The organism is Bdellovibrio sp. (genome assembly GCF_036384735.1).
Lineage (GTDB): Bacteria > Bdellovibrionota > Bdellovibrionia > Bdellovibrionales > Bdellovibrionaceae > Bdellovibrio.
In genome coordinates, this window is the sequence record NZ_DASVLT010000029.1 from 49,763 (window position 1) to 71,798 (window position 22,036).

The following is a 22,036-nucleotide window of genomic DNA, read 5'->3' on the forward strand; positions in this document are numbered from 1 at the left end:
CGTGGAATTGTCGAAGAAATTAACGCTTCGGTTAAGAGACAAAAAAGATCGAATTTATTTTTCGTCGGATTGTTTATCTTTTTTCCAAGGACAATGGCGGCAGCCCGAATTGCAACAGTGTCCTCTTTTCAAATGGAACATGCGAGTGAAAACCATATAGCCCGTGGCAGGATCGATATATGATTCTTTGCCTTGAGCACAGGCCTTATCGTGAATTTCTTCAATTTCTTTTGAGAGTTTGTTCGACATTAAACTTTAGATGCTAGATCCGAAAGCTTGATCTTCGCCAGATAATTCATCGAGCTTGTTTCAAGACCGCTTGCCACTTCTCTGAAAATTTCCTTCATCGAACAGCTTACAGCACATTGTTTTTCTGGCTCGTTTTCGCGGCAGTTGATCAAGGCTTTATTGGAAACAGCTTTATAGATATCTTTTAAAGAAATTTCTTTCGCAGGTTTGGCCATACGCACACCGCCCGCTTTTCCTTTAAAGGATTCAATCAAACCCGCTTCGACAAGCTTTGATAAAAGACGGCGAACCACTGTCGGGTTTGTGCGGATGCTGCTTGCTAAATATTCTGACGTCACCAAGTCGCCTTGGTGATAGGCCATTAACGTCATTATATGAACTGAGGCTGCAAACCTTTGATCAAGCATGGTCTCACTATATCGCAGGATCCAAAAAGAAACAATATTAAGGACATAGCCTCCACCTCGGGGCCTTTCTGAAGCGATTTCGTGACTTTTCCTTAAATGTATCATTTACTGTTGCAATTAAATAAAAGGTCCGGCATAATGTGTCTATTGTTGTTACAATTAACAGGAGAACTCAAAAAATGAATCATGCTAAAATCCAAGAAGCCCTTGAATGGCGTTATGCGACTAAAAAATATGACGCCAATAAGAAAATCTCGGCTCAAGACTGGAAAACTCTGACTGAGTCTTTGAAACTAGCCCCTTCCTCTTATGGTATTCAACCTTGGAAATTCTTGGTAGTTGAAAACCCTGCTGTTCGTGAACAATTGAAAGCAGTTTCTTGGAATCAAACACAAGTCACAGACGCAAGCCACTATGTCGTCTTCCTCTATCGTGACGGCATCGATGCCAACTTTGTACAAAAATATATCGATCGCATTGTTGAAGTTCGCGGAATCCCTCACGAGGCTCTTAACGACTACAAAAACATGATGATTTCAAACTTGGCGAATGGACCGAAGGAAAAAATCAACGTTTGGTCTCAACGTCAGGCTTATATCGCTATGGGCTTTTTGCTCGAAACAGCTGCTTTGTTAAAGATTGATGCGACTCCGATGGAGGGCTTCGATCCGGATGCTTACAATAAAATTCTAGGCCTCGAAGGCACAGAATGGAAATCCGTTGCTACAGTCGCTTTGGGATATCGACATTCCGAAGATTCTTTTCAAACTCTTAAAAAAGTCCGCTTTTCTGACGACGCACTGATTGAGTACGTGAAGTAGTCACAAGCTGATCCCGCCACATAAAAAAAGCCCCGTACCATTCTTCCGGTACGGGGCTTTTTCTTTTCAATTCAATTTACGAACAACGTCCAAATAGATTTCCGTAACAGTTCGGAATTACCAGCAGTGATATTCGTCAGAACCGTTTACAATCACAGCACCTGCGTGACCTTTTTCTAATACTGAGTAGTCGATATCTAAAGTCGTGTTGTCTTCCAAAGTTACAGACACACCTTGGACAGGATTCACTGCGCCGGCAGCGATTGTCTTTTTGAATGTTGACTCTGGACGTTGCGACCAGTCCACGTTGTAGATAGAAGCGCCAACGATTTGAGAAGATTGAGTATTAACTATGATATCCAACTGATAGTCCGAATTGCTGTTGTAGGCGCAAGTGATTGTTTCAGTTCCTGCAAATGCAGAAGTCGCGAAAAGAGTTGCCGCGATAGCAAAAAGAGCTTTCATGATATTCCTCCAAAAAAATTTCCAGGTTTTGTTTCGCTGAGGAACCTAACAGAGATCAAGAGGCTTCGAAACCCCTCCCCCTAAATCCTGACAATTCCCTGTAATAACTATGAAGAATGTCTACTATTTTGACTGCTGGGTTGCATCTGTTAGGGCTTTTAGCGCTTCAGATAGTGTATTTTTCAATTGGGAATCCACAATCTGCCCATTTTGTATCTTGGTTTTCACTGCGGAAACAATCAAAATGGCCTCGGGAACCAGGCGATTCGAAAGCACTTTCAACACCTCCTTCAGTGCTTCATGGGCATATCCTGCCCCATCCATTGACGGAGTCGCATTGATAATTCCCACAGGCATTCCATCCAATTCGCCACTTCTGGCAATCCAATCAAATGCATTTTTCAAGGAACCTGGAATGCCATGAATGTACTCCGGACTGCACACAAGCAACGCTTGTGAAGACTTCAAAAGAGCACGAAACTCCTGAACCGCTTTCGGTGGTGTGTCTGTATCCAAATCAGGATTGAAATGCGGAAGGTCCGCAAGTCCCTCAAATAAAACCGTTTCGACATTTGTGGGAGCCAACTTCAAAGCCTCACGCAAAATAACAGTGTTCGTTGACTGCGAACGCAAACTTCCTGAAATCGCCAAGATTTTCATATAATAAAGTCCTTAAAATAAAAAACCCACAACCTTCGCAAGTTGTGGGTTTCAGGCTTCGATTTTAGAATGCCTTTACTTACGAAGGCATTAGCAGACTTCCCTACTCCGACGGAGTCGGAGTGTAAGCTAGTGAATGTCTTGTAGAGATACAGACACCATCGTAGAAACCCCGCGCTCTTGCATAGTCACGCCGTAAAGTTTCTTCGCCACTTCCATCGTGTGTTTATTATGCGTAACAACGATGATTTGTGAACGTTTCGCCATCTCACGAACCAAGTCGTTGAAACGGAATACGTTGGCATCATCAAGTGGCGCATCAACCTCATCCAGCAAGCAGTATGGTGATGGTTTCACCAAGAAGATCGAGAATACTAGCGCAACCGCCGTCAACGCCTTCTCACCACCCGACATTAAAGACACGTTTTGAGTCTTTTTACCTGGAGGGCGCGCGATAATCTCGATACCTGCTTCAGTTTTTTCTGTTTCTTCCACAAGCTCCAACCACGCTTCACCACCACCGAATAACACTGGGAATACGCGAGTGAATCTATCGTTAACCAAATCAAATGTCTCTTTGAAGCGCTTAGAACAAATTCTGTTAATACGGTCGATCACTTTACGAAGTTGTTCCTTCGCTTCAGTCAAATCGGCGTGTTGCTTCGTCAAGAATTCATAACGAGTCGCTGTCTCTTCGTATTCTTCGATAGCAGAAAGGTTGACCTCACCGATCTTAGCTAGCTTATCACGAAGTTCTTTCAATTGAGTGTCCGCTTCCATGAAGTCACCTTCACGGTTTGCGTATTTCTCGATAACGTCTGGAAGATTTAGCATGTAACGCTCACGGATTTGATCGATGAGGTACTGCTCTTTCATTTTCGCAGACTCAAGTTTCAATTGAGAATCGTTCATTTTGTGCTGACGTTCATTGCGTGCACGTTGAGAAGCAGAAGCTTCCTCTTCAATCACGCGGATCGTCTCAGACATCACTTCGTATTCATCTTTTGTGCGAGCTGCTTGAAGTTTCAATTGCTCGACTTCATCCAAAAGACGTTCGAATTCGATTTTCTTTTCTTCCAAAACCATTTGGCTTTCAGTCATTTGCGAATTGTAGCCTTCAGCTTCTTCGCTCATGCGAGCCAATTGGGACTCAAGATCATTCAAAGATTTAGTGACCATCTCAAGCTGTCTCAAGACACCTGTGTACTCTTGAGTCTTAGAGGCCGACTTCACCTGAAGATCCGTCACTTCCGCTTGAAGACCATCAAAGCCCAAACGAACAGAGTTCAATTCGTTATTCAAAGTCTCAACTTCACCCTCAAGAAGAACTTTCTTCTCGCGAGCTTCGATCAAAGCTTGACTCAACTCTTCGTGTTTTTGTTCTTGTGCTTCTCGTTGCTCAGTTAATTTTTTAACTTCGCGTTCTTGGCGTTCAACCGCAGTTTGTGCATTTTGAACTTCATTTTCTGCGCGCTCAAGGTCTTTTCTCAATTCCGCAACTTTGATCTCTTGATCCATTTTGCGTTTTTGAGCGCCTTCGAAATCGTTCAATACGTTAGCTAATTGCTCTTCCACTTTTTTCAAAGCCATCTGAGCCAATTTCAATTTACCTGCGTATTCGTCTTTTTTCTCTGACAATTCTTTGATCTCACGGCGACGTTTTAGCATTCCTGAATCCGCAGACTCAGAAGAACCACCCGTCAAAACTCCGTCAGCAGTCAATGTGTCACCGTCAAGAGTCACAAATGTCCAGCCGGTGTATTTCGCGCGAAGATTCAAAGCTGTGCGGATAGAATCAACGATCGCAACACCATCCAACATATAAGTGACAGCGTTTTGGAATTTATCTGCCGCTTTCACTACGTCTCTCAAGATGGCTTGAACGCCTTCTTGTCCAACGGGAGCTTCAGAGCGGTTGTAAGTCAAAACTTGATCGTTCGCAGACATGAAGCTTGAACGACCTGACTTTTGTTCTTTCAAATGAGATACGGCGTCGACTGCGATGTTTGCATCAGAAGACAAAAGCATTTGCAGGCGCGAGCCCAATGCCGCTTCCATAGCCACTTCGTACTCAGCTGGAACTTCAACAACCTCAGAAACCGGTTGGAAGTGAGTCACAACGGAACCATCCGCCATCATCTCTTGAGTGCGAGTTTTTTGCCACAACATCACTTGCTTCACACCTTCTTGGAAACCCTCGAAGTTGTTTTGCAAATTTTCAAGACCGTACAAACGAGAAGCCACTTCATTCAAAGAGTCTTTGAATGATTCCACTTCCAATTTTTTCTCGGTCAACGAATCAGTCAGGATTTTTTTATTCGCTTCGAAAGAATCAACATCAGACGCCAAGTCCAATTGCATTTGGCGTTCGCTATCAAGTTGATTCATCACCTTCTTGCGACGGCTTTCGAACTCAACTTGTTTCTCACGAAGTTCATTCAACACCTGTTGTTCGTTATCTTGACGGTCTGTCAAATCAGCGATTTGTGCTGACAACGAGTTCACACGTGCATCCAAGGAAGACTCTGATTGACCCACTGCGAACAATTCACGACGTTTGGTCGTCAAATCTTCATCAACAGTTCCAATACGAGAGTTGAAGTTTTGGAAGATATCGTTTTTCTCGGTGAAAGTAGCTGTCAATGTTTCAGCTTCTTCCTTCAACTCAGTCACCTGTTCTTCAAGAGTCGCTTTATCACGAACCAATAACTCTTGGCGCGCTTGCTGTTCTTGCAAAATGGTACCCGTCATTTGTTCGTTACGACGAGCTTGTTCAATTTCGAAACGAAGTTCTTGAATCTCCATCTCTTTCTTTTGAACAGTGCTTTGTTTGTCGAAGTGAAGAGTTTGGTGTTCTTCAACCATTTTCTCTTTTTCAAGGATTTGAAGTTTCAAAACTTCCAATTGACCTTGAAGAGTCGAAAGGTTCGCATCACCTTCGATTTCCATGCTTTGGGCTTCATTGAAGATCGCTTGAGCTTCGTCAGCCGCGCGTTTCAATTCAACATACTGAGCAGTAGACAACCATAGATCTAAATCTTCGATTTGGTTTTTGATGTTGCGGTAACGTTCTGCACGTTGCGCCTGTCTTTGCAAAGAGTCGATTTGGCGCTTTAATTCGCCGATGATGTCTTGCAAACGCACCAAGTTTTGATCTGTTTGGATCAACTTACGTTGAGATTCTTTTTTACGAGCTTTGAACTTCGTGATACCCGCAGCTTCTTCGATAAGCATACGACGGTCTTCAGGTTTCGCAGTGATGATCTTACCGATCATCCCCTGAGCGATGATAGAGAAACCTTTAGAGCCCGCACCTGTATCCATGAAGATCTCTTGCAAGTCCTTCAAACGCGCTGGTTCTTTGTTGATGAAGTATTCACCGTCACCGCTTCTGTGTAGACGACGAGTCACCATGATCTCTGAGTGTTTGATGTACTTGGCAGGGAAAGCGCCGCCATCATTTTCAAGAGTCAAAGAAACTTCGCACATACCAAGTGGTGCATAACCTTCAGCTCCGCCGAAGATAACGTCTGTCATTTGTGATGCACGCAGATCTTTCGCAGACTGGTCACCCATAACCCACATCAAGGCATCTACGATATTGGATTTACCGCAACCGTTTGGTCCAACGATACCAGTGATGCCGGCATCGAAATGGATCACAGTGCGATCTTTGAACGACTTAAAACCAACAAGTTCAATCTTCTTAATTCTCAAGGTATATCCCCTCTTGAGTCGCTAATAGCCGTTGATTCGGCTCCGCCGAATGGCTTTACACTTCGGTTGTGCCGAAGTACCTTTTCCCCTCAATTGGCGGACATCCTTGTCTCGCTTGCCCAAGGTCCAGCTAGACCAAAGGCCATTTCAATCTCGCCACGTTCCTTTTCTATGTCAACTGTAGGCTATGAAAAGAGCTTACTTAGCTGAAAACTTAGGCAGAGAAATTCCCTCTGTAGCAACACCGCATTATGACTGTGATTTGCGCAACGCAGAACTGCCTCATTATTGTGCTCTTCCGCCTCACTTTGGTTTTTGACTTTTTATTTACGAGGGAAACCGTTCTTTTAAGGCCCCTTTGACTACTAGAGGATTAACTTCAATTCATCGGAGGACTTATGCAATACAAGAAATCAGAACTTGGAATCGTCGAACCTCAACGTGCAAAAGTGACTGGAAGTGAAATAGCTTTCAAGATCCTGTTTTCAACGATGATCTTTGCGATCCTCGTGACCTACTTCACTAAATAAAAAATCGGGAACTCCCTCCCCCTTCAGTTCTGGCACTTTCACTGCTTTATCAAAAGCAGATGGGCAAATAAAAACGCCTATCGAAAATTAGCCCGGGCTGACTGTCAGGAAACTGACAGGTGTTGAGCCAAAGAAGGAGTTTCCCAAAATGAGACATTCATTTCTTCTTATCGCTGGAACTGTGGCGACAGCCGCAAGTCTAAGTTTATCAGCATGTAAAGACGACGCCGGTGCACAACAGCCTATTAAGATCGCGAAGCAGGCCACAGCAGGCAACTCTTCGACAAAGGCGATGGAAACTAAATTCACGAAGCGAGCAGGAACTGGTTCTGCGGACCTTTGCTATAATGATATCTGCTCAGGCAGCTCGTACAAATCAATGGACGATATTTTACAAGCAGCGGGTACCGGCGTAAAAGTGTATCAAGACTATTACGCAAAGAACCTTCTGCCATTGCTTCAGACCAAAGCAACCAATTATCAGAAATTAGCACAAACTCGTTTACAACGTTTGAATGATGAAGAGAAAAATTTTGCAGCTGTGACTTTGAATCCGGCTCAAGAAAAAACAATCAAGACGATTTTACTTCTTTCACAAAATAGCGCTATCTCGAAAGACATCAGCGACGCCGCCAAAGCAGCATTGGGCCCATTGGATTTCCAAAAAGCTTTGCAAATCTTTATTGCTCGCAAAGGAACAAGCTATTTCCAAACACTGTTTGCGAATAAAGATTTGAATGTCGCCGTCCAAGAGGAAGCACAAAACATCTCTAATATCCAACAACAACTGAACAAAGCTCTGGGTGGTTCCTTAATTAATATTGATAACGACAGCATGAAGAAGGCATTGAAGAAAGGTGCTTTGACGACATTGGATATCGAAACGATTTCGCAAACCAGTTTCGCTATTCGCTATTTGAATTACTTCGTGAACGGAGATGGCGCAGCTTTACTCGAAAAAATTGATTTAAAAAGCATCGATCTGATGAAGCTTTATCAAGACTCTACCGTGAAATCAGACCTGCAAAAAAACTCTCAATCACAGACTGCCGCAGTGAAGGAGTGTGAAACACGCTTTTATCAAACGACTTATGTCTATCCAACTCAAGACCAAATCAACCAATTCAAAGTCGTAGCAGAAAAAGTTCGCAAAAGTGCTGCGGGCCTCTTGCCTGCCAATGACCCGGCAATTAATAAGATCATGAACGCACAGATTCAATATCCTAAAAATCAAACCGACATCACTAGCGATTGGGTGGCGGCCTTGCAAGATGACATGACCTACGAGCCACAAGAAATGGATCGCTTGAAATCTTATGATACGTCGACAATGTATGTATTGGCGTTGATCTCTGCCCTGATGCCAGAGAAGTCAAACCCTCTGTGTGGCAACCTGATTGATCTTTCCATCTCTGACAAGACATTGCCTACAAATGGCTTTATTGCATTGAGCTGGGTGTCTGTACGCATGCCGAAACTAGGGGTACCGATTCTTGCTCATGAATTTGGTCACATCGTCGATGCTTATAGTACGACATTTGCGGATGCCCGCGTTTGTGTCCGCGATAAGCAAGGAACAGATCAATATTCGGGTGAAGACTTTGCAGATTGGTTCTCTACAAAAGTGGCTATGGATTTACAGGCAACTCAAAAACTTCCATCTGACAACATGGGCTGCTTTTTTGCCGCTTCAGACAAGAGTCTCAGTTTGGTAAATTCTGACTCGGCGGATGTGCACTCATCTGACTTGTACCGTGCTTTACAAATCGCGAACGCAAAGGGCCAGGCCTCAACCAATTGCAATCAACTCGTTCAAGAACAATCAAAGGGAACAAACGTTCTTGCGACTTGTAAGTAATCTATAAAACTCAACAATAGAAAAGCCCAAGTTCATCACTTGGGCTTTTTTTTATTAACTACTCGCATCGCAAAAAGGTACGGCGTACCTTTAGGAATGAAGTTTTTTAGTTAGCAGGGCTGCTCTTGCGGCGGCTAGTCTTGCGATAGGTACGCGGAATGGAGAGCAAGACACGTAATCAAGTCCCGCCTTGTGGAAGAACTCGATAGATTCCGGATCACCACCGTGCTCACCGCACACACCGATTTTCAAAGTCGGTTTTGTACGACGACCCAAGTCCACACCCATTTTCACCAAACCACCCACGCCTACTTGATCGATCGACATGAACGGATCTTTTGGCAAAATGCCGTTAGAAACGTAAGAACCCAAGAAACGTCCAGAATCGTCACGAGACAGGCCCAACGTTGTTTGAGTCAAATCGTTCGTGCCGAAACTGAAGAAGTCTGCATGTTCTGCAATGGCATCCGCAGTCAAAGCTGCGCGAGGAAGCTCGATCATTGTACCGATATGGTATTCGAACCTGATATTCTTTTCAGCCTGAACTTTCTTCACTTCAATCTCTGCTTGAGTGCGAAGGATGTCCAGCTCTTTATCTGTCGCCACAAGTGGAATCATGATTTCTGGAGCCGAAAGTTTTTTACCTTCAGCAATCATCATCACCGCGGCTTCCGCAATAGCACGCACTTGCATGATATAGATTTCAGGATATGTGATCGCCAGACGGCAACCACGATGACCCAACATCGGATTGAACTCGTGCAAAGCTTTTACTTTTGAGCGTAGACGATCAAAGTCTGTGCCCAAACGTTTTGCCAATTCTTTTGTTTCTTCGTCTGTGTGAGGCACGAACTCATGAAGAGGTGGATCCAGCAAACGAATTGTTACTGGAAGACCATCCATGATTTTGAAGAGCTGATAGAAGTCATCTCTTTGCATCGGAAGAAGTTTTGCCAATGCTTTTTCACGGTCGATTTTGTTATCAGCGATAATCATTTCGCGAACTGCATCGATACGATCTGCACCGAAGAACATGTGCTCTGTACGGCAAAGACCGATACCTTCAGCGCCGAAGTTCTTAGCAGTTTGTGCATCCTTCGGAGTATCCGCGTTTGTGCGAACTTTCAATTTACGAACGCCATCAGCGATTTTCATGATGCGATCGAAAGAACCTTCAAGTTTTGGTTCGATCGTTTTTACTTCGCCCAAATAAACTTCACCCGTTGAACCATCCAAAGTGATGATATCGCCCTTCTTAAGAACGTAACCTTTCACTTTCATAGTTTCCGTTTTGTAGTCGACTTCCACTTCGCCGCAACCAGCAACGCAGCATTTACCCATACCGCGCGCCACAACCGCCGCATGCGATGTCATACCACCACGAGTGGTGAAAATACCTTGAGCGGCCACCATACCTGCGATGTCTTCTGGAGAAGTTTCTACGCGAACAAGGATGACTTTCTTACCCTGTTCTTTCCACTCAACCGCTTCTTCAGACGTGAATACGATTTGACCGTTCACGCCACCTGGAGATGCCGGAAGACCTTTAGCCAACAATGTTTTTTGCGCCTTAGGGTCCAATGTCGGATGAAGAAGTTGATCCAATGCCGCTGGATCAAGACGAAGAATTGCTTCCTCTTCCGTGATCAAACCTTCATCGATCATATCACAAGCGATTTTCAAAGCCGCTGCCGCTGTACGTTTCCCGTTGCGTGTTTGAAGCATCCACAAAGTACCGCGCTCGATAGTGAACTCAATATCTTGCATATCGCGATAATGCTTTTCTAATTTTTTATAGATCTCTACCAATTGCGCGTAGGCAGGTGGCAAGCTCTCCTCCAATGAAGGAACGCCTGCTGCCGCTGCTGCAACTTTAGTAATTGGCTGCGGAGTACGAATCCCCGCCACAACGTCTTCACCTTGAGCGTTGATCAAGAATTCACCAAAGAATGCTTTTTCCCCTGTCGAAGGATTGCGTGTGAACGCAACACCCGTCGCAGAATCATCGCCCATGTTTCCGAAAACCATTGATTGAACGTTCACTGCGGTCCCCCAAGCTGCTGGGATATCGTGAAGTTCACGGTAAGTGATCGCGCGAGGAGTATTCCATGAATGGAATACCGCAGAGATGGCTCCCCACAATTGTTCCCAAGGATCTGTCGGGAATGAACGACCTGTGCTTTGCAAAACAAGCTCTTTGAATTTCTTCACAAGAACTTTCAAATCATCCACAGTCATTTCAGTATCAAGTTTGTAGTGTTTGTCTTCTTTCAAATCTTCCAAAGTCACTTCAAGAAGTGATGAGTTCATACCCATCACAACATCAGAGTACATTTGGATGAAACGACGATAAGAGTCCCAGGCAAAACGTGGGTTGTTCGAAGACTTCGCAAGACCTTCAACAGTTTGGTCATTCAAACCAAGATTCAAGATTGTATCCATCATCCCTGGCATAGAAGCGCGCGCGCCAGAACGAACAGAAACTAGTAAAGGATCATTTGTGTCGCCGAATTTCTTACCGATCTTCGCTTCGACTTTCGCCATGGCTTCGGTCACTTTCGGACGAACCCAGTCAGGAAGTTTGCCGCCTTCTTCATAGAAGTGCGTGCAGATCTCTGTTGAAATTGTGAAGCCTGGGGGAACTGGAATTCCCAAAGAAGTCATCTCCGCGAGATTGGCTCCCTTACCGCCAAGGATGTTTTTCATCCCTGCATTTCCTTCCGAATCACCAGCCGCAAAAAAGTATACGAATTTTTGCGGTACAGGCGTCTTACTTGCCGGTTTATCAGCCGTCACAGTTTGCATAAGTCTCCTTACGTTTGTGCTTATTTATGAAACCATAAAACATGGCTAAGCCCTTAATATCAATGAAATATTTAGCAAGCTTTTGCAATGAGTTATTAGAGTCGCAGCTCGAAGAAACCATGTCGTTAAACAACTGGAAAATTCACTACTTAGGAACATTCAGGAACGACCCAAGAAATTCCCCCTTTATGGAGCGAGGAGCCAAGAAGCAAAAACTCGATTCTAACACAATCCTCACAGTGGCTGTTTGGGTTTGTGATAAAAGGTCACTGATCTTTAGAACATCGCAAAGGGAAACTTATGAAATCGATATTCGTCGGAATTCTTGTTCTTGCCTCTTCAATAGCTCATGCAGATTGCACTCAACTTGAAGCCCAAGTGATTGCGAAGGTCGGCAATGTCATTGCCGAAGATGCTTCCACTTGCACGGTCCTCTTGGATTACTCGGGTCCTTATGCTCAAGTAAATTCCAGTTTTGCATGCCCCCTTGATGTGGACGACATCAGCAACGGCGTCACACTTCAAAAAGAGAACGGAGTTTGTGCAAAAGCAGGAGACGCTATCAGCGGCATCCTTTACAAATCGTTAAAGTCTGACGACTCACGTATTTATCTTTACTAGTTAATTACAAAGGTGATGGGTTCGTTCCATCACCTTGCCCCTTCGATTTCTATTGGGCATCCTTGGTCTCATCCAAAAAATGAAACAAGGAGTGATTCAATGAAATCTCTTTTGGCGTTTTTAGTCCCTTTTGCTTTTACATCGGCACACGCAGCCTCTGTTACAATTACCTCCAATCAAAGTACTTACGGTGACATTGCACAAATCCCACAACAGCTTATTAGCGTGATGGTGGAAAATAATATTCCCTTTGTGAAAAAGCCCAACGGCATTTACTCAATCACGATGAATAAGATCAATTGTTCAAGCATGAGCAATGCGCCCGTTGATTCGTCGGATCCACACTCTGGTATTCCTAAAGAGGCTTGTCGCTACAACACCAAAGCAACTCTTTTTCCAAGCACAGGAAAAGTCATGGCTGACGGTCGCTATTTTGAAGAAGGCATTCTTAAAATTCAGGATTCTAGTTTTGGATCTGGTGTGGGGTTTAGTGACTGCGCTATGGGTGGCAAATGCGTGACCTATGTGAAGTCAGCAATCTGCACAGTCGATACTAAGATTGAAGAGTTTCTTTCCGGAAGGTTTTCTTGCACACTCACTGACAATCAATAAATTGCTAGGTGGTTCTTTGAAATTTTTGCGACAGTAGAAACTAAAAAAGCTCTTCCTTTTCGGGGAAGAGCTTTTTATTTTTTCTCTCGCGAAAATTACTTCGCATTGAAATTTCTGATTTGGTTCGCGATATATGAATTCAACTGAGTCATCGGGATACGCTCTTGAACCATGGTATCGCGGTGACGAACTGTAACCGCTTGGTCGTTGATTGTCTCGAAGTCGATCGTTACGCAGAACGGAGTACCGATCTCGTCCTGACGACGATAGCGTTTACCGATGGAAGCGGCTTCGTCATAGGTCACATCAAATTCCTCTGCTACTTGGTCACGAAGTTTATCTGCGATAGAAGTTAGTTCTTCTTTTTTAGACAATGGCAAGATCGCTACTTTGTACGGAGCGATTTCCGGGTGAAGACCCAATACCACGCGCACGTCCTCTTTACCCGCTTCGTCTGTTGTGACTTCTTCACGGTAAGCATCACACATGAACGCCAAGAACAAACGATCACAACCCACAGCTGTTTCGATAACATACGGGATGTATTTTTCTTTGTTCGGCTCATCAAAATATTCCAAGCTCTTGCCCGAGAATTTCATGTGTTGAGTCAAATCGAAGTCTGAACGGTTATGAATACCTTCAAGTTCCGAGAAACCCATTGGGAATTTGTATTCAAAATCAGTCGCCGCACGCGCATAATGTGCAAGCTTTTCGTGATCGTGGAAACGCAAGTTCTCGGGTTTGATACCGTACTTCATGTAGAAAGCTTTACGAGTCTCTTTCCAGTAATTGAAGAAATGTTCGTCAGTTCCTGGCTTCACGAAGAATTGCATCTCCATTTGTTCGAACTCACGAGTTCTGAAAATGAAATTCCCTGGAGTGATTTCGTTACGGAATGATTTACCAATCGCCGCAATACCGAATGGAATTTTGTAGCGAGAAGATTGTTGGCAGTTCAAGAAGTTCACGAAGTGACCTTGAGCTGTCTCTGGGCGCAAGTACACAACACTCGCCGAATCCTCTAAAGGACCCATGTGAGTTTTAAACATCAAGTTGAAGTTTCTTTCTTCAGACAAATTTTTGCTACCGCAGTTCGGGCACTTTTTATCTTTGATGTATGATTCTGTGTTATCTGCACGGAAACGTGTTTTACAGTCTTTGCAATCGACCAATGGATCAGAGAAGCCATCGACGTGACCAGACGCTTTCCACACCATGGGATGCATCAAGATCGCAGCATCAAGACCTACAATGTCTGGTCTGCGAGTCATCGCATTCCACCATGCTCTTTTCACATTGAGTTTCATCAAAGAGCCCAAAGGACCATAATCCCAGCAGCTACCAAGACCGCCGTAAATTTCGCTGGATTGGAAAACAAAACCACGACGTTTGCTGAGGCTCACGAGTGTATTTAAATCGTCGCAATATCTGACTTTAACATTTGAACTCATTTGATGACTCCGAAGTAAGAAAAACCCTTTTGAAAACTAACACTTGGGTCCAGATGCCGTCAAGGGAACAGGGTCTTTCTTGATCTCGGGCGAGGTCTCTAGGAAGCTATGTTTATGCAGCGCACTTTAAAAGCTTTCCTTTGTTTTAGTCTCGTTTTAGCGGCCTCAATGACCGAAGCCGAATCCGTTACCAAATTCGTAACAAAAGAAGAAAAAATCCGCGAGCAGATGGTGGATATCTCGCGCGAATTGGGTGTGACTTGCACGGAATGTCATAATGTCTCAAATTTTTCGAGCGATGAAAAAAAATCCTTCAAAGTCAGCAAAGAGCACATGAAACTTACGCAAATGCTCAAGGATAATGGTTTTGACGGCAAAAAAGGTCCTGAAAGCACATGCTACATGTGCCATCGTGGAAAACTTCACCCCGACTATAAAGAACCTGCGGCCAATAAAGCTGAATAATTCTTAGCGCGAGCCGAGTGCGGTGCCTCTATCGTAAGTTCCCAAAAACGGCAGGACTTACAACATCGACGTTTCAAGGTGGGAATACCTTTATCAGCACACAATGATCCAGCAATGAGTCAGCACGAAGCTTGCTCTACAAAGCTGTGATGAAAAATTTCTGCCGCACTTTATTTGTCTGTCTCATTCTGGTATGCGCACTTTTGATGCCTCAAAGAAAGCATCAAATACAAAGCCTGGATATGGCCTCCACAGCGCCTGCGATGAACCCTCTTTCAACGAAAGAGGGTTCGTACCGTCTGGTGAATGGAACCGATGGCTGCCCGTCTTCAGTGATTTGGATCGAACAATGTGCAGGTTTTGTTTTGAACCCGCGCCAAGGAACTACCGAGTTGGAAACCGCCCACTTTTGCCACATCAATCGGGGCATAAAGGTCCGTGCTGAAAACAACGCCAAAATTTATACGCAAACAGAACACAAAGATCGCTACATCCGCAAATCCGCTACAACTATCATGAACGGAGTTTCTTATTTGGCTGAAGACACTTTGATCTTCGATTCAGAGAAAGAGCAATTTCTTTGGGAACACAGCAAGGACCAAAAAGGTTTTAGCTGCCTTTATTCAAAATAGCCATATAAGCAGTTTCAAGAAACTCTACCGAATCCTTATCGCATCTGCGCAAAGCCGTTTGATAAGCATCTGTCACTGACTTGATAGATGAACCTGCTGGCACACCAAGAACTTCGTAGGCGTCCCACGAATGACCATTATAGATAAACATGACATTCAATGATTTAGTTTTTTTGCCAACAAGATCAGGATGAGCAACCGGTGGTGTCGCCACACGCATAGTCGGCGCCAAATCGACCACTGGCTCGGGCTCCGAGGTAATAAGCGGCGGCGCGCTATCCCGTGCATTCATATCGAGCTGCGTAGGACGTTTTTCCCCACCTCGCACTAATACGTACCACAGGATGAAAGCCCCCGCTCCAACGATATTCACTGTCAAAAGATCTTGGCTATTCATCTAACTTCTATTATTCAATTTCAGTCAAAAATTAGCAAGGAGTCCTAGCTATGGCAGCCCCAAATCCATTCGAAAAACAGACCCCAATTCCCGGAGTGAAACACATTATCGCAGTCAGCTCAGGAAAAGGTGGTGTTGGTAAGAGTACCGTTGCCACGAATTTAGCCATGGCATTGGGTCGCAAAAGCAAAGTGGGTTTATTAGATGCCGACATCTATGGTCCGAGCATTCCTCGTATGTTGGGCTCTCTTTCGCAAAAGCCGCAAATCAATCCAGACACAAATCAACTTGAGCCAATCACTCGTTACGGCATTAAGCTGATGAGCATCGGTTTCTTGATCGAAGAGAACGCAGCGGTGGTATGGCGTGGTCCGATGTTGTTCAAAGCAATGGATCAATTCCTTCGCGACGTAAACTGGGGCGAGCTAGATTACCTGGTCGTGGATTTGCCTCCAGGAACTGGCGACATTCAACTGACTTTGGCGCAAAAAGTTCCAGTGGGTGGAGCTGTGATGGTTTCAACTCCGCAAAACGTGGCTTTGGTTGACGTTAAAAAAGCTGTCGATATGTTCGGCCGCGTGAATGTTCCTTTGTTGGGTATTGTTGAAAACATGGCTTACATGATCAACCCAGTAAATGGTGAAAAAATGCAGTTGTTCCCGAAAGGTGAAATCGACTCTTACGCCGATGCCAACAAAATTCCAAAGTTGGGCGAGATTCCATTCAACCCTTCTGTGGGCCTCGCATGTGAGGCTGGCATTCCGATTGTAGAAGCAAATGCGAATGGCGCTGAGGCCCAAGCCTTTATGAAAATCGCGGATAAGATTCGCGAAGTTTTGCCATAAAAAAACAAAAAGGGAGGTTCAACCTCCCTTTTTTTATGCTGCAACCTTCATAGACCTTCTTGGTGATATCGAAGCCACCAGAGGATCTTCCCCTTCGTGACCGCCATCAATCATAATCCCCAATTCGTGAATCTGCCCCTGAACTGCCTCTGATTGAGAAGCGATTTCTGTCGCGGTAGAAGAAATTTCTTCCGCAGAAGCTGCGTTGTTTTGCGAAGACGAGTCTAAGGCCTCTAATGCCGTCGATAACATTTGAATACGCTGTGCCTGCTCTTCACTGCCCGCTGCAATCTCATTATTGATTGTGGTTACTTTATTGATATTTTCTAAAATTGAATGCAATACTTGGCCACTGTTTTCGCTGGCTTTCACACCCTGATGAACTTCATTCGCAGATGTTGAAATCAATTGATTGATATCTTTTGCCGCCACAGCACTTCGCTGCGCCAAGGTGCGAACAGCTTCTGCGACCACAGCAAAACCTTTTCCTTGTTCTCCCGCACGAGCGGCTTCAACAGAAGCATTCAATGCCAACAAATTTGTTTGGAAAGCGATGTCGTCGATGACATCGATAATTTCCAACATCTTCTTTGAAGATGACGAAATATTCTGCATCGACGCAAAAAGACTTTTAAGTTCTTTTTCGCCATTGACGGCGGTCTCGCTAGATTTTTGTGCGAGATCCGACGCGAGCTTTGAATGCTTCGAGTTTCCACTAACTAACGTGCTCAGTTCTTCGACGGTTGCAACGGCTTCCTCCAGCGAGGCTGCCGTACGCGTTGAGGAATGCGCAAGTTCAGTACTGGCCGCTGAAAGCTGTTCGATTGCGACAGCTACTTGCGAACTCGAAGCCTCCACTGTCTCTGATGTCATTGAAACTTTCTTCACTATGCGGCGACCCAACAAAATGAGCAGAAGCGCCACACCACCACCAATCAACAGTGTCGACAAGATCAAAAAGCTCACGGCTTTCTTCTCTGTCTTTTCGGCTTCTATGCGATCCTCTTCGGCTTCTTTATACTCCTGTTTGATCACTTCTTCCGAATATTCACCGACAATTTTATCGAGCTCGTGCAAGCGGCCATCCATAATAGATTTTGCTTTGTGAAGATCCTCAACACTTGGTGATTTCAGCAAAGTTTGAATTTGTTCCACCAAGAGAAGATATTCTTCGGTCGCTTTTTTTGTTTCAGGGAAATGCTCTTTTTCGTAAGGCCCCAATGGGGTTTTTGAATAGTCGCTTAAATACTCCTTAACATCGGCCATATCATGAACCAGGTCGTCAGCCATCTCCTTGCGATCATCGATATTTCCTTCATGAGAAAGAGCTTCCCACACGTGAGCCTTCAAGGACTCGCGAGCCAAATCGAAGCCACTTAAACTTTCTAAAGTTGGTACGAGTCCTTCGTGTACACTATTGAGTTGTGCGTTCAGACCTTGAATATCTTTATAAGAGGAAAGGCCAGTAAAGCTAAAACCAGCAATAGGCACTAACGCCAGAAATAAAATCTGATACTTTAATGACTTCAACTTTGCTTTCACAGAACCGGAACGTGCCATAGGTATCGACCTTTCGTTAAGAAAACACGGGTAGGCCTGTATCGGCCTACCCCACACGGAAGTTAATAGTAAATTTGGTTTATTTTTCTATAGCATTTGTTTGAAACTTAAGCGGCTTCTGATCTCAAAGATGAACACTCTCCAGCGGAGGCTGAGACCTCTTCCGCTCGGCCTGCTTCAATAGAAGCATTTAAAGACTGGATCTCATCAACATAGCAATCACGACGAAATGAAAGGCGGCGGCGATAATCACGAGGATATGAAAGATCTCGTGGTAGCCAAAATATTTTGGAAATGGATTTGGTTTTTTAAACCCGTAAATCAACGCGCCAATTGTATAAATAACGCCGCCGACAAGAAGCAGCCATACACTCAGTGATCCCAAGGCACGCGAGATCTCAGGCATATAAGGCACAGCCAACCAGCCCATCACTATATAAAGAATAACTGCAAGCCACTTCGGTGCTTTCACCCAGAACAAAGACTGCATCACGCCCACCGCAGCTGCGATCCAAATAATAGTCAGAAGACGAAGACCACCTTCATTGGGAATCGCCAGCAAACTGATTGGTGTTCCCGTCCCTGCAATCAAAACAAAAATCGCCGAATGATCTAGACGACGCATCCACATGCGTGCTTCAGGACTCCAATTCGGTCGATGGTAAAGTGCACTCACGCCGAAGAGACCGCATAAACTTAAAGAGTAAATTAAGGCCGCCATGCACTCGCGCAGACTGTCGCTGCTTGCAATTAACATCGCGCAAGCACCAAGCGCAAAAAAGAAAGCCGCTTGATGAAAGTGTCCGCGCAACAAAGGCTTCGAAAGTGGTGGTATGACAATTTCTTGCTTCGACATGAAACAAAATTAGATGTTTTTATCTCGATGCTCAAGGCATGGATTGTCACGAATGCGTCCCCATGCGACTCACGTTAAAACAAACTCCTAACCACATTCCAACATTGAAACGAGATTTCGATATAAATTGAGAATCTTTAGTGATGCCCTTGAAATAAAAAATCACCTCGAGCATCCTGAAAGAGTTGAAACCACGATGGCTCGTGAGACTTACCAGCCTACTGCAGCTTGCTGTAGTGTGATGAGGTAAGTGAATGCTTCTGGGCCAGCTAAGGAGGACAGTGATGAAGAATCGTATCCACGACCATCATGATGAAGCACCAAAGTGACGAGGCGTCACCAGGATTACCACACAGAGGTTTCTCGTTCAGGCCTCTTTAAAGAAATGATGAACGTTGAGGTTGGATCTGATTAGATAACTCAAAGGAGGTTCCTAGGGTTATACTCGTTAGGATTTAGATCCTTCCTTTGCCTCAAGGCAAACCGTCGGAAACGGCGGGACGCAAAGCTAGAGGGGCTTGTCTTCGTGACGTGCCAGCCAGCTGCCAAAGGTCATGAGTCACCTGAGGAATCAGAGGTGTGCATATGGAAGGTATCAATACATACAAGGATTGGTTTCATTCCCCTTAGTCAGCAAGTTGTCACTGAAGATTCCTTGCTGACATTTTTATTTCTACCGCTCTTCTCTTATTTTCATTCTAATAAATCTTGTTTCTTACATGATCACGTTTTGTGAATGAGCGATGCGATTCCTGTGCGGTTAATGACAGCAGTTGCGGCCGCTATTGCTGCTTTTACTTCACCAGAGGCATTTCTCCCGGCATCAGAGAAAGTAAAACACGGGCAGCCTGTTTGCCAGATTTGGGCTCCCCTTGAAAGAGGTGATTCCGAGATATCTTATCAATCTCCTCTTTTAAGCGAGCACCGATAACAGCTAACTCTTCTGCGGAAAGCCTAAGATATCTCATCGAGACCACGGCCCCATTCACACGCTTGACCGCAGTCCCAAAAGCTTCGTCAACCAATGTGTGAGCTTGTTCTTTTGCAAATCTCAGAGCCGCTTTAGATTCACCGCTAAAAAGAAAGGCAGACTGTTCAGGTACGGTGATTTTGTCTTCGGACTCCCATTTAAGAAGTTCGAAGTGATCGAGCTTTCCCAAAAAACGATAACTTTCTGTTTTTGAAAGATGTAGTTTCTGCCTGGCCCTTTCGAAATCAACTCGTTCGACTGCTAGACACCAATATAAAGCAAAGGCAGCAGGCTCCTTCATAAAATAATTATCTGCGGCGGCACTTAGCCTCTTTAATTGCATTCCATTTGGTAAATCCTTATTAACAACCTGCCCAGGATCCAAATCCAAAACCTGACAGATTCGGCGGAAACGTTCTAGCGAAAGGTCACTCTTTTGGAAAACCTTCTTGAGCCCTGGCAACGACATACCTAGGGCCTCGGCCAGCCTCTGCATAGTTATATTCTTCTTTTTCATCTGCTGCTTAAAGGCGCTCTTCCAATAAGTATCCAAAAAAGATCCCCTTTTTTATAAAATGGTACCCAATATAGGTACCCCGTTGTCTTTTTGAAATCCAGCATTTAATGTGCACAAAATTGACAGCGAGGCCCGATGAAACATTCACTAATAGCTTTATCAATCGCATTTTTAACAACCGCGGCAAAAGCAGCGGTTGAGTATCATGATATCAAAACCTCTGATGGAACTGTTATTCAGACTTGTGCCCAATTCCCTGATTCCACGCAATTTCCCGGAACCAGACCAGCTATCATGATAAATTGGGGCTCGGGACTTTATGACTACTGTCGAGACAGAACATTCCAATCTCCTGCAGCCAAAGCCCTCGTCGCAAGAGGCGTTATTGTTTTCAGCAATCTTAAGAGAGGTATTCGGCACAACCCTAAGGACAATACCTTCACGACAGACCTTACTGTTGCTAGAAGCGCAGATATTTCACATATAAAGTCAGATGCCTTAGAAGCTTTTAATTTTTATACTCATGATCAACGGATCAATTCCAAAAAAATGGCTGCCTGGGGCGGTAGCGAAGGCACGATCGTATCGACTTTTATTGCTCTTCATCACCCAGACCTTGCCGAATTAGATTTATCCTCAACCATGATCGAAGATTTTCCAACTCTTTATGCAAGACAGATGTATGAGATATTGCCGCAACTCCTGTTGCAAATGTTCGACAAAGAATCTAAGGGAGAGCTCACAAAAGATGAACTTACAGATTCATTTCTAATTTCCGGCGGGCTTGATTCTTTCGACGTGATTGATACAAATCATGATGAAGTAGTGACCGAGCAGGAACTTTCTGCTGACATTAAAAGGGTCATTTCCCATTCTCTCAAAAACGGCAACGATACCTTTTTTCTTTCTGATTTAGGAGGAAAAGTGACGGCAAATTGGGTCAATTCAATGCTTAAACAGAATCCCCTTGCTCCTCAAATTCTGAGTCTAAAAATGCAAGTTTACATGCAACACGGAACAGCAGACCAAAGCACATCCATTCAACCCGTCTATGAACTTCAGAACGAAGTTCTTCAACAGCATAAATCAAATTTTCATTTCCACTATTATCAAGGCCTAGATCACGAACTGAGTGCTGATGTTATTTGGTCGATCATTACTAGCATTGGGGATCGTCTTTTGAAGTAACGCCTAACACAGGCGAAAAGTTTGCATACAAAGAGCTCTGGACATACCCCAGAGCTCTCCCTTCTGCAAAATGCCCTAGCAACCAGGCATACATTCTTTGATGTTTTCTCCCCAAGAACAACAAGCGGCACCCATGACTTCGGGCCCAACTTCGCGACCTGAGTTTTGCAATAACGTGCGATAAGCCGACTGAATTTCCAAATTTTTATGTTCCTGATAAGCATCGGCACAGATGTGTACTGGTGGAATCAGAGCACTGCAATTGCCGCCAGGCTGCAGGCATGAGTTGCCATAGTTATCGCAAATGAATCCAGCACCCGCAAGGGCAGTTGTAGAAACCAAGAAACCTAAAGAAAGCATAATTAATTTCATAAAGTTGTTCTCCTCGTGGCATAAATATCCAATTTTAG

At 44.4% G+C, this 22,036-nt stretch carries 21 protein-coding genes and 1 riboswitch; of the genes, 9 read left to right on the top strand and 12 right to left on the bottom strand.

Annotated elements, in window-relative coordinates; all coding sequences use genetic code 11:
• Nucleotides 1–54: 54 nt before the first annotated feature.
• Together VF412_RS08495 and VF412_RS08500 are read right to left on the bottom strand one after the other, a co-directional pair.
• Nucleotides 55–249 (bottom strand): DUF5522 domain-containing protein, encoded by a 195-nt coding sequence (locus VF412_RS08495; protein ID WP_331338802.1) that lies wholly within the window; start codon nt 247–249, stop codon nt 55–57.
• Nucleotides 249–656: an Rrf2 family transcriptional regulator gene (locus tag VF412_RS08500; protein WP_331338803.1), complete on the bottom strand. Its 408-nt coding sequence runs from the start codon at nt 654–656 to the stop codon at nt 249–251. Before VF412_RS08500 ends, VF412_RS08495 begins: the two co-directional genes overlap by 1 nt.
• A gap of 179 nt (nt 657–835) precedes the next feature.
• Between VF412_RS08500 and VF412_RS08505 the strand changes: the two genes are divergently transcribed.
• On the top strand, nt 836–1,477 hold the full coding sequence (locus VF412_RS08505; protein WP_331338804.1) for an NAD(P)H-dependent oxidoreductase: 642 nt from the start codon (nt 836–838) through the stop codon (nt 1,475–1,477).
• Between the two features lie 117 nt (nt 1,478–1,594).
• On the opposite strand, the gene VF412_RS08510 is transcribed toward VF412_RS08505, so the two are convergent.
• From VF412_RS08510 to smc, 3 genes are all read right to left on the bottom strand, one after another.
• Complete coding sequence (locus tag VF412_RS08510) at nt 1,595–1,942, bottom strand: hypothetical protein (protein ID WP_331338805.1); 348 nt, start codon at nt 1,940–1,942, stop codon at nt 1,595–1,597.
• A gap of 123 nt (nt 1,943–2,065) precedes the next feature.
• Nucleotides 2,066–2,602 carry an NADPH-dependent FMN reductase gene (locus tag VF412_RS08515; RefSeq protein WP_331338806.1) on the bottom strand — a complete coding sequence of 179 codons (537 nt, stop codon included), beginning with the start codon at nt 2,600–2,602 and terminating at the stop codon, nt 2,066–2,068.
• A 129-nt stretch (nt 2,603–2,731) separates the two neighbouring features.
• On the bottom strand, nt 2,732–6,319 hold the full coding sequence (gene smc, locus VF412_RS08520) for a chromosome segregation protein SMC (protein ID WP_331338807.1): 3,588 nt from the start codon (nt 6,317–6,319) through the stop codon (nt 2,732–2,734).
• A gap of 398 nt (nt 6,320–6,717) precedes the next feature.
• On the opposite strand from smc, the gene VF412_RS08525 reads away from it, so the two are divergent.
• Both VF412_RS08525 and VF412_RS08530 read left to right on the top strand, forming a co-directional pair.
• Nucleotides 6,718–6,849 carry a hypothetical protein gene (locus VF412_RS08525; RefSeq protein ID WP_331338808.1) on the top strand — a complete coding sequence of 44 codons (132 nt, stop codon included), beginning with the start codon at nt 6,718–6,720 and terminating at the stop codon, nt 6,847–6,849.
• 148 nt (nt 6,850–6,997) lie between these two features.
• Nucleotides 6,998–8,707 (top strand): hypothetical protein, encoded by a 1,710-nt coding sequence (locus VF412_RS08530; protein ID WP_331338809.1) that lies wholly within the window; start codon nt 6,998–7,000, stop codon nt 8,705–8,707.
• A 90-nt stretch (nt 8,708–8,797) separates the two neighbouring features.
• Here VF412_RS08530 and ppdK read toward each other — a convergent pair whose 3' ends face one another.
• Nucleotides 8,798–11,512, bottom strand: coding sequence for a pyruvate, phosphate dikinase (gene ppdK, locus VF412_RS08535; protein WP_331338810.1), 2,715 nt, complete (start codon nt 11,510–11,512; stop codon nt 8,798–8,800).
• Nucleotides 11,513–11,812: 300 nt separating this feature from the next.
• Between ppdK and VF412_RS08540 the strand changes: the two genes are divergently transcribed.
• Nucleotides 11,813–12,133, top strand: coding sequence for a hypothetical protein (locus VF412_RS08540; RefSeq protein ID WP_331338811.1), 321 nt, complete (start codon nt 11,813–11,815; stop codon nt 12,131–12,133).
• 99 nt (nt 12,134–12,232) lie between these two features.
• A complete protein-coding gene (locus VF412_RS08545; protein WP_331338812.1) occupies nt 12,233–12,745 on the top strand; it encodes a hypothetical protein in 513 nt (170 codons plus the stop codon).
• Between the two features lie 95 nt (nt 12,746–12,840).
• Here the strand turns inward: VF412_RS08545 and VF412_RS08550 are convergent, their stop codons facing one another.
• Nucleotides 12,841–14,196: a glycine--tRNA ligase gene (locus VF412_RS08550; protein WP_331338813.1), complete on the bottom strand. Its 1,356-nt coding sequence runs from the start codon at nt 14,194–14,196 to the stop codon at nt 12,841–12,843.
• Nucleotides 14,197–14,310: 114 nt separating this feature from the next.
• Here VF412_RS08550 and VF412_RS08555 point away from each other — a divergent pair, with 114 nt between their 5' ends.
• Together VF412_RS08555 and VF412_RS08560 are read left to right on the top strand one after the other, a co-directional pair.
• A complete protein-coding gene (locus tag VF412_RS08555; protein WP_331338814.1) occupies nt 14,311–14,661 on the top strand; it encodes a hypothetical protein in 351 nt (116 codons plus the stop codon).
• Nucleotides 14,662–14,903: 242 nt separating this feature from the next.
• Nucleotides 14,904–15,293 carry a hypothetical protein gene (locus VF412_RS08560; RefSeq protein WP_331338815.1) on the top strand — a complete coding sequence of 130 codons (390 nt, stop codon included), beginning with the start codon at nt 14,904–14,906 and terminating at the stop codon, nt 15,291–15,293.
• Here the strand turns inward: VF412_RS08560 and VF412_RS08565 are convergent.
• Entirely contained in the window at nt 15,271–15,690 is a 420-nt protein-coding gene (locus VF412_RS08565) for a hypothetical protein (protein ID WP_331338816.1), read from the bottom strand. The genes VF412_RS08560 and VF412_RS08565 overlap by 23 nt on opposite strands.
• Nucleotides 15,691–15,740: 50 nt before the next feature.
• Here VF412_RS08565 and VF412_RS08570 point away from each other — a divergent pair, with 50 nt between their 5' ends.
• Nucleotides 15,741–16,535: an Mrp/NBP35 family ATP-binding protein gene (locus VF412_RS08570; protein ID WP_331338817.1), complete on the top strand. Its 795-nt coding sequence runs from the start codon at nt 15,741–15,743 to the stop codon at nt 16,533–16,535.
• A gap of 33 nt (nt 16,536–16,568) precedes the next feature.
• Here the strand turns inward: VF412_RS08570 and VF412_RS08575 are convergent, their stop codons facing one another.
• From VF412_RS08575 to VF412_RS08585, 3 genes are all read right to left on the bottom strand, one after another.
• The gene (locus VF412_RS08575; protein WP_331338818.1) at nt 16,569–18,095 is read right to left on the bottom strand and encodes a methyl-accepting chemotaxis protein; all 1,527 of its coding nucleotides are present in this window, start codon (nt 18,093–18,095) and stop codon (nt 16,569–16,571) included.
• A 190-nt stretch (nt 18,096–18,285) separates the two neighbouring features.
• The gene (gene trhA, locus VF412_RS08580) at nt 18,286–18,951 is read right to left on the bottom strand and encodes a PAQR family membrane homeostasis protein TrhA (RefSeq protein ID WP_331338819.1); all 666 of its coding nucleotides are present in this window, start codon (nt 18,949–18,951) and stop codon (nt 18,286–18,288) included.
• A 467-nt stretch (nt 18,952–19,418) separates the two neighbouring features.
• Nucleotides 19,419–19,501: riboswitch (cyclic di-GMP riboswitch) on the top strand.
• Between the two features lie 244 nt (nt 19,502–19,745).
• Complete coding sequence (locus tag VF412_RS08585) at nt 19,746–20,474, bottom strand: helix-turn-helix transcriptional regulator (protein WP_331338820.1); 729 nt, start codon at nt 20,472–20,474, stop codon at nt 19,746–19,748.
• 99 nt (nt 20,475–20,573) lie between these two features.
• Between VF412_RS08585 and VF412_RS08590 the strand changes: the two genes are divergently transcribed.
• A complete protein-coding gene (locus VF412_RS08590) occupies nt 20,574–21,626 on the top strand; it encodes a hypothetical protein (RefSeq protein ID WP_331338821.1) in 1,053 nt (350 codons plus the stop codon).
• A gap of 75 nt (nt 21,627–21,701) precedes the next feature.
• Here VF412_RS08590 and VF412_RS08595 read toward each other — a convergent pair whose 3' ends face one another.
• A complete protein-coding gene (locus tag VF412_RS08595) occupies nt 21,702–21,998 on the bottom strand; it encodes a hypothetical protein (RefSeq protein WP_331338822.1) in 297 nt (98 codons plus the stop codon).
• Nucleotides 21,999–22,036 lie beyond the last annotated feature (38 nt).